The sequence below is a fragment of the Leisingera coralii genome (genome assembly GCF_049056525.1).
GTDB classification, from domain to species: domain Bacteria; phylum Pseudomonadota; class Alphaproteobacteria; order Rhodobacterales; family Rhodobacteraceae; genus Leisingera; species Leisingera coralii.
In genome coordinates this window covers 1-7,391 of the sequence record NZ_JBHUPT010000116.1, presented here as the reverse complement: position 1 = coordinate 7,391, position 7,391 = coordinate 1, and the positions used below count along the sequence as shown (strand labels likewise).

At 62.1% G+C, this 7,391-nt stretch carries 5 protein-coding genes and 1 pseudogene; 1 reads left to right on the top strand and 5 read right to left on the bottom strand.

Annotation, left to right across the window (positions count from 1 at the left end):
- Nucleotides 1-119 precede the first annotated feature (119 nt).
- A pseudogene (locus tag ACFMBG_RS23840) lies at nt 120-272 on the top strand (IS110 family transposase); the annotation flags it as partial.
- Nucleotides 273-683: 411 nt separating this feature from the next.
- Here ACFMBG_RS23840 and ACFMBG_RS23835 read toward each other — a convergent pair.
- The 5 genes from ACFMBG_RS23835 to ACFMBG_RS23815 form a co-directional block, all read right to left on the bottom strand.
- Complete coding sequence (locus ACFMBG_RS23835; RefSeq protein WP_421057129.1) at nt 684-809, bottom strand: hypothetical protein; 126 nt, start codon at nt 807-809, stop codon at nt 684-686.
- A 102-nt stretch (nt 810-911) separates the two neighbouring features.
- Nucleotides 912-1,580 (bottom strand): DUF1326 domain-containing protein, encoded by a 669-nt coding sequence (locus tag ACFMBG_RS23830; RefSeq protein WP_421057128.1) that lies wholly within the window; start codon nt 1,578-1,580, stop codon nt 912-914.
- Nucleotides 1,577-2,968, bottom strand: a complete 1,392-nt coding sequence (locus ACFMBG_RS23825; protein WP_421057127.1) for an FAD-binding oxidoreductase — start codon at nt 2,966-2,968, stop codon at nt 1,577-1,579. The genes ACFMBG_RS23830 and ACFMBG_RS23825 overlap by 4 nt, the downstream gene beginning before the upstream one ends.
- Nucleotides 2,969-3,031: 63 nt before the next feature.
- Nucleotides 3,032-6,337: an ATP-binding protein gene (locus ACFMBG_RS23820; RefSeq protein WP_421057126.1), complete on the bottom strand. Its 3,306-nt coding sequence runs from the start codon at nt 6,335-6,337 to the stop codon at nt 3,032-3,034.
- 236 nt (nt 6,338-6,573) lie between these two features.
- A complete protein-coding gene (locus ACFMBG_RS23815) occupies nt 6,574-7,206 on the bottom strand; it encodes a tyrosine-type recombinase/integrase (protein WP_421057125.1) in 633 nt (210 codons plus the stop codon).
- Nucleotides 7,207-7,391: the final 185 nt, after the last annotated feature.

Here is a 7,391-nt window from a genome sequence, read left to right as displayed (position 1 = left end):
GTCACAGAGCCCGTGGGATAAGTCTGTCCGGGGAAAGGGGAACCCCGGCCATCAGCCAATTTGTGCAACAGAGCCTTCAGAAGGGGTATTTGGCTTGGCCCCATCTTTGACGGTAAACCGATACGCGCAGCCAATGGATCGCGCGGATGCGCGAACGGCGGCATCCGAATGTCGTCTCGGTGGCACTGGCTAACAAGAACGCTCGGATAGTCTGGTCGCTCTTAGCGAGAGATCAGAACTACCGCCCGGGACACGCCGTGTCGTTCGCTTGAACGGCACATCGGAAAGTCAATAAAGGAGAGCTAACGAGATTATTGCAATATCTGCCAGGAGATGGAAATGGGTCACGCCCGTTGCTTCTCGAACTTGATGTGTGGATCGGCAAGGTCAGCACCGATGCCTTAGGGGCGATGAGGTAGAAGCAAGCGGAAATCCATCGGGGCTCGCGGCAACGAAATATCGGGCCGCCCTAAGAAGCCGGATATACATCAGCAATCGCGACCTCGAAGCCGGAACCAAACAGATCGTTGCAATCAGGCGGGGTCCATATACATCCAAACAAGACGTTGGTTCGGCCCGTGGCATATTCATTGCTCTGATCGGCGGATATCGGGTTTACTCCGGGCATTCGCCGTAATTGCACTTTTGCAACGGCTGAATGTAGGAATAGCCCTTTACAGACTTCAGGTCGTCTCCCGAGAACCGACGTTGGGACCCATGCCGTTCACGCTGCCGAAGGTCATGGAGATCGCCGACATTTCCATGAGCACACTAGAGACTGTTTTGATCGCGGTGATGAGCACGGTCAACGCACGTGTTCCGATAACGAAAGCGCGTTCGCGTCGGAGCTCTGTTTCGAGAAGCCTTGCAATTGTCCTAACCATCATACACCCTTCATTGGGCTTAAAGTCTCACACCCCAAGCCACGCTGTCAGCCGCGGCCGCTCGCGTACCAGACCATCTTGGTCGAAATGATGCACGACAAAGAGCGCCCAGGTATCTTCGAAGGCCATCTCGATTTCGCCTGTCACCTTTGTCGTACCGAGACCCAACTCAGCATAGGTGAATTCGATGCTGCCGGCCTTGCGGGCGAGCGCGATGTCGAAAGTCTCGCCGGTGAACTCGTTGATGTGCGGGCGCCCGGTGCTCTTCAGCATGCCTGGGATCTCGGCTCGTGCGGTGCGGGCGTCAAGGTCCCTTTCCAGATGGATCGGCAGGAATTGCGTCTCGCAAAATTCCGAGCAGGTCGAGGCGAAGACGGCGAAAACGTTGCTCAGCGGCGCGCAGCTTTCGCCGCGCAGGATTGTCTCCAGCGCCGCCCGCTGTGCAGGTGCGGCGCGTTCATCGATGACGATCAGCGCTCGACCGTCCCCATCGGCAATCTCACCCGGCCACTGATAGATCGCCGACCAGCGGAGCCCGCCCAACGGCGTGCAATTGAAATGCCCCTCGATGATCTCGCCGACATAGGCCGATTCGCATTTCCCGTGGGTCGTCGGAAGGTTGAACTGGCAGCCGCAGTTGATGGCGCAGTTGCAGTTGTCGTAGGTCTCGCTTTTGAAAAGCCAATTGTCGGTCATCGGTCTCCTCCCGTGGTAGCAGGTTGGATGTTCTGATTGACGTGGAAGACGTTGTCCGGGTCGTAGACGGCCTTCGCGGCGGCCAGGCGGGCATGGTTGGCGCCATAGTTCTGCGCCGCGCGGTGGCCGTCATCGTCGGACATGAAGTTGATGTAACCACCTTCGGAGCTGGAGTGCGGGTGGATCGCGTCATAGTAGTCGCGCACCCAGCGGATATTGGCCTCGTTCTCGGCCGGATCGTCCCAGATGCCGGCGATTACAGGGGAAAACATCTTGTCACGGTGGCCAAAGGCGGTCTCGTCCGCGCCAACCCGCTGTGCCGCCCCGTTGATCGGGTGGAGGTGCATGGACGAGCTGACGTGGGGAGTGTTTGCCCCGTGCGCGCAATGGACGTCGATCGCCTCATCCGTCAACTCGGTGATGAAGTCTGCCTTCCAGTAGTTCTGCATGCCGTGCGGGACCGCGTCGTTAAAGAGGCCGTTCATCGCGGGGAAGGGCATGCGTTGGAAGAATTCGGCCTTGACCTCGGCAAAGTCACGCAATGACTTGATCTCCCGGTCCGTATCCTCCGCCGCTCCGGTCCAGCAGGGGACCAATACGCAGAAGAGATCGCTGACGCGGTCGCGCGGGATGAAGGGCAGGTCGGGCGCGATCTGCCAGCCGAAGAAGCAGCCGAGTGCCTCTGGCGCCTCGGCGATGTAGTCTCGATAGCCCTGCATAACGGCTTTGGCGTCCTCAAACTCGTAAAACAGGGGGCCGCCGGAGATGTCACCGACATCGTGCAACTGGAACTCGAAATTGGTGACAACGCCGAAATTGCCGCCGCCGCCGCGCAAGGCCCAGAAAAGATCCTCGTTTTGGCAGTTGCTTGCGGTGACCTGCCGACCGTCCGCCAAAACCACATCGGCTGACAGGAGGTTGTCGATCGACAGCCCGGCACGACGGGTGAGGTACCCGATGCCGCCGCCAAGCGTCAGCCCGCCGACGCCGGTGGTCGAGATCACGCCGCCGGGAGCGGCCAGCCCGAAGGGATAAGTCGCGTGGTCGACATCGCCGAACGTCGCCCCGCCGCCGACGCGGGCGACCTTTTTCTGCGGATCGACCTGGACATTGTTTATCTTTGACAGGTCGATCACCAGCCCGCCGTCGATGGTGCCGAAGCCGGGGACAGAGTGCCCGCCGCCGCGGACGGCAAGATCGAGGCCGCCTTCACGCGCGAAGGACACTACCGCCATCACGTCGGCGGCATCGGCGCACTGGACGATGACGCCGGGCCGGCGGTCATGCATTGCGTTGTAGACGGTGCGGGCATCGTCGTAGCCGGCGTCTGAGGCCGTGATGATCCGGCCGCGAACCTTCTCGGACAGGTCCAAGGTCAGGTTTGTCATTGGCGAATCCTCCGCATCGCTTCCGAGATGATCCGCGACGCGCCGTTCCGAAAGCGTTCCTGCCTATTTGCCGCTCCCCGTAACGCTGGCCGCGGCGCGGAACGCCGGGAGGTCTTGGCCGGAGGGGATCCGTGTCATCAGTGCGCGCAGACCGGGTGTTGCGCCTTCGTCCGGGAAACCGGCGGCGAGAGAGGTGCGCGCCTTGAGTTCGGGCCAGAGCGCGCCCTGATCCTTTGCGATCGAGATAGCGCCCGTCAGGGCGGCCCGCGCGGTGTCCGTTTCGCCATTGGCAAGCGCCAGGTTGCCCTCCATCCGTCGCAATTCGGAATGCAGATAGAATTGCCCATGTTTGTCAGTCAGTGACAGACTCTCTGCAACTGCCGCCTTCGCGAGTGCCGCGTCACCCCAGCGTTCATGCGCCCGGGCGAGCAGCAGCAGCATGTAGGTGAGGTGCAGGTTCTCACCCTCGTTCCGAGAGCGTTTGACCGACTGGGAGATCCGTTTGATTCCCCGCCGGTCGCCATCGCACAGGTCGACCCAACCTTGCAGGGATTCGAGCACGACCGAGAGATAACGCATCGAGAACCGTTTCCAGAGTTCCTCTGCATCCGCCAGCAGTTGGATGAGACGGTTGAGATCCTCGGCCTCCGCGGCGCCGATGGCGGCATAGGTGATGACATAGCCCAGCGTCATCAGGTGCCCGATGTCCTCCGCCAGCGCCTGGGCAGCGCGGGCGGTCTTTTCCGCGCGGCGGGGATCGCCCAGCCAAAGCTCTGCCAGGGCCAGGCGGACCGTACAGACAGCCTTTGGGTCCTGCGCGAAGCGGGTCAGATGCTCGCCGGTGTGCGAGGGGCCATAGTTGGCGATGGCGCTTTCCAGAAAGGTGCGGGAGCGGGCGAGGTCACCCTGCCAGAACGCGCTGACGCCCAGCAGATAGCGCCCCTCGGTCACGGCAACCGGATCGGAACTTTCCGCGAGAGCGCTGCCCATCTGGTTGCAATCGGCGAACCGGCAGCCTTGCAGGCGCGCCAGTCCCAGCCCGCGCAGGATCGGTGCATCGACCGGGTCGCCGAGTTTGCGGCAGAGCGCCATGGCGCGTTCATAGAGTTGATGCGCCCGTTCGGCTCCGTAACCCTCCAGCGCAACTAGCGGCGAACCGAGGGCGATGCGGATATCAAGTTCCAGCCGGTCGCGCGACGAGGAGCGGGGAAGCTCGGGCAACAGAGCCAGGGCGCGGCGGAAGTGGTCGACCGCCTCCTCGAAGGCCGAGACGGCGACAGCGCCAGCTCCGGCCTTCTGATAGGCCCCGATCGCCTGTTCGATCATTCCGGCACGGGTATAGTGGGCGGCAAGTTGGGGGCTGATCGCGGCGGGGTCGCTACCATGGACTGCCAAGAGCGCACCCGCCGCGGCCCTGTGTAGGAGCCGCCGCCGGGCCGGGCTGATCATCTCGAGCGCAACCTCGCGCAGCTTGTCATGGCTAAAGTCATAGCGAACGCCCTGCTCGGCGATGATCCGGCACTGCCAAAGTTCATCGATGGCATCGATCAGAGTGCGCTCGTCCGTGCCGATAGCCGCGCCGATCAGATCGAGCGTGAAGGCGCGACCGATCACCGCCGCCATCTCGGCGACACGGCGGGCGCCCTCCGATAGCCGGGTCAGCCTTGTGCGAATGACGGCTCTCACGGTTGGTGTTAGTTCGAACGTCTGCCCCTCGGAAGCACCCGCACGAAGCGTCTCGACGAGGAACAGAGGATTGCCAGTTGTTGCTGTCCAGAGACGGGCTGCGTATTCGGAATCGACGCTTTCCACGCCACGCATCCTTGCCGCGAGGGCCGCGGTTGCGGCGATGTCGAGCCTTTCGAGCGGCAGTGTCGCCACGACGGCGTCGCGTTCAAGCGCGTCCGTCAGCCGGGTCAGGGGGTGGTCTTCTGGCACCTCTTGGGGCCTGACAGTCCCTATGATCAACAGCGGTGCGGAGGCGTTCGCCCGGATCAGGTAACCGATCATGTCGATCGTTTCTGTGTCGCACCATTGGAGATCGTCGATCACAATGAGGCACGGACGGTCTGGGGAAACGAGTGCTCGCGAGACAGCATCAAACAGCCGGTGACGCTGTACCGGGTCGCCCGGGCCGACGCGGGCCGGTGTTCCGGGACGACCGGCGAGTTCGGGAAGAAGACGCGACAGTTCGGTTCGCCAAACCTGCTCAAGCGCGTCAATCCGCTCCCGGATCGTGTCCGAACGAAGGAGGTCCACCACCGGCCCCCACGGCAGCCTGCCGGCTGCCTCGTAGGCGCGTGCGGTGACCACCGTATGACCACGAGCCGCGACGTGCCGGCCCATTTCTTGCGCCAGACGCGACTTGCCGATGCCAGGTTCCCCAGTCAGAAGCACGAGATGGGCGGTCTTACTCTGCGCCGCGGACCATGCCGATTGAAGGGCGGCGATATCGCCATCGCGACCGACAAAGGGCGCGACAAATGTCGGCGCCTGTTCCGGCGGGGCGGTGTCCACGGCTTCCTTGTCTTCAGAAAGAACGAACCCGTCGCGGACTTCTCGATAGAGATTGCGAACTGCCTCGTCTGGGGTCACGCCCAGATCCCGCTCCACCACCTCTGCATACCTGTGATAGGCTCGCATGGCTGCATTTCGATCCCCAAGGGCGCGGTACGCTTTGATCTGATGGCAGATAGCGGCTTCGTTTGTTGGCTCAAGTTCTTCCAACCGGCGAGCGTGCTCCAGTACGGCCTCATGTTCGTCATGTTCGGCGGCAGCCACCGCGGCCCGGGTGAATGCGGTCTGTGCGTCCCTCCGCAAAGACGACCGCGCCTCCAGCACCCAGTCATCGTAGCAAGCCGGCAGGAGATCGCCGCCATAGATCGCTGCCGCCTCCTGGAAGTCGGAACTGGATATAGCTGCGCGGAAATGCATCACATCGACGCTCGCCGATGCCGTATCGCGCCAGCGTAGCTGTTCGCTGCCCGTGTCAACGAACGAGTCGCTATCAGGCAGTGCCTGCCGGAACTCGTGCAGCAACTTCCGGAGATTGGTTCGAGCCTGGGACTCACTCGAGTCGGGCCATAGCTCGAACGCCAGCCGTGAACGGTGCTGCGCGCCATCCTGCAGTGTCAGCAACGCCAGAAACCTCTGGAGCCGCAGGCTCTGGAAGCCGTCGACGCGACGGCCATCGAGGACGATCTCAAATCCTCCAAGAAGCCGGATATTCAACCTTTCAGGCATTTCCACCTCAGCATCCTGGCCTGCGGCACCTGTGGCGTTCAACAGCAAAGTACCGTCCGAGCGGGCCGACTGTCCACGACTCAGCTGGAGGGTGATCAACTGGTCGGGTTTGAAGGTATCAAGCAATCTACCGGGCGCCTGCTACGAATGTCTTGAAACCGTCCGACCTTCTGATGCCCTCGCAAATGCAGCAATGGTCGCGCGCTCGCGGCGAAAGGCAGGTTTGTCCCGCAGACAGTGAGTTCGATCATCTCCAGATTTCGCACGCGCGACGAATGGCCGGTAAGCGGACTGCGACCGCAGCATCGCGAAGGTAGGGCGAGGTCCGGATTGGGCCGTCCATGCAGAACGGCCCGATTAGGTCAGATCTCGACCGCCTCAGCTATGGCCAACGCGTCCTCCAGTTCAACGCCGAGATAGCGTACGGTGCTGTCCATCTTGGTGTGGCCCAGCAAGAGCTGAACCGCTCGCAGGTTGCCTGTCTTGCGGTAAATGTGCGCGACTTTGGTCCGGCGCATCGAATGCGTGCCGTACGATGTTGGGTCCAGCCCTATGGATTTCACCCATTTGCGCATGAGACGAGCGTATTGGCGTGTCGAGATGTACAGCCGTTCGTGGAATCGGCCCGGCCAGAGGTATTCGGAGCCGATCATCAGCGGCTCCTCCATCCAGCGCAGGTTCGACTTGCGCGTACCTTCGGTGATCTCGAATCGAACTGGCCGCCGGGTCTTGCTCTGAATGATTGACGCCCGCTCCTTGACCTGACCGGCGGCAAGTATGTCGGCAACTTTCAGAGTTGCGAGGTCGCAGCCGCGCAGCTTGCTGTCTATGGCGAGGTTGAAAAGTGCTAGGTCGCGATGGTTCTTTGCGATTTCCAGGCGCACCCGGATGGCCCAGACATGTTTGGACATGAGGGGACGCTTCTGGCCGACGACGCGGCCCTTGTTCCAGGCCGGTCGGCAGGCGCGAATGTCAGGCAAGTAGGCGATGTTCATGATGTTTCTCCCATCCGCCTCGATCCGCCTCAGCGCCAACCCGACGTTGGCGGACCAGTATACCACACCGCGTTGCGGTTGCGGAGAAGGTCTGGTCTGAGCCGAGGCGGTGTGGAAACTCCCTGGCATGGTAATCTCCAGACGGGCAGCGGGAGATAATCATGGCAGGCTTTATCGAGGGCGTG

What these genes read in the sequence shown, in the direction of transcription:
- ACFMBG_RS23830 (WP_421057128.1), bottom strand. Translation starts at nt 1,580, where the DNA reads ATGACCGACAATTGGCTTTTCAAAAGCGAGACCTACGACAACTGCAAC.
- ACFMBG_RS23825 (WP_421057127.1), bottom strand. Translation starts at nt 2,968, where the DNA reads ATGACAAACCTGACCTTGGACCTGTCCGAGAAGGTTCGCGGCCGGATC.
- ACFMBG_RS23815 (WP_421057125.1), bottom strand. Translation starts at nt 7,206, where the DNA reads ATGAACATCGCCTACTTGCCTGACATTCGCGCCTGCCGACCGGCCTGG.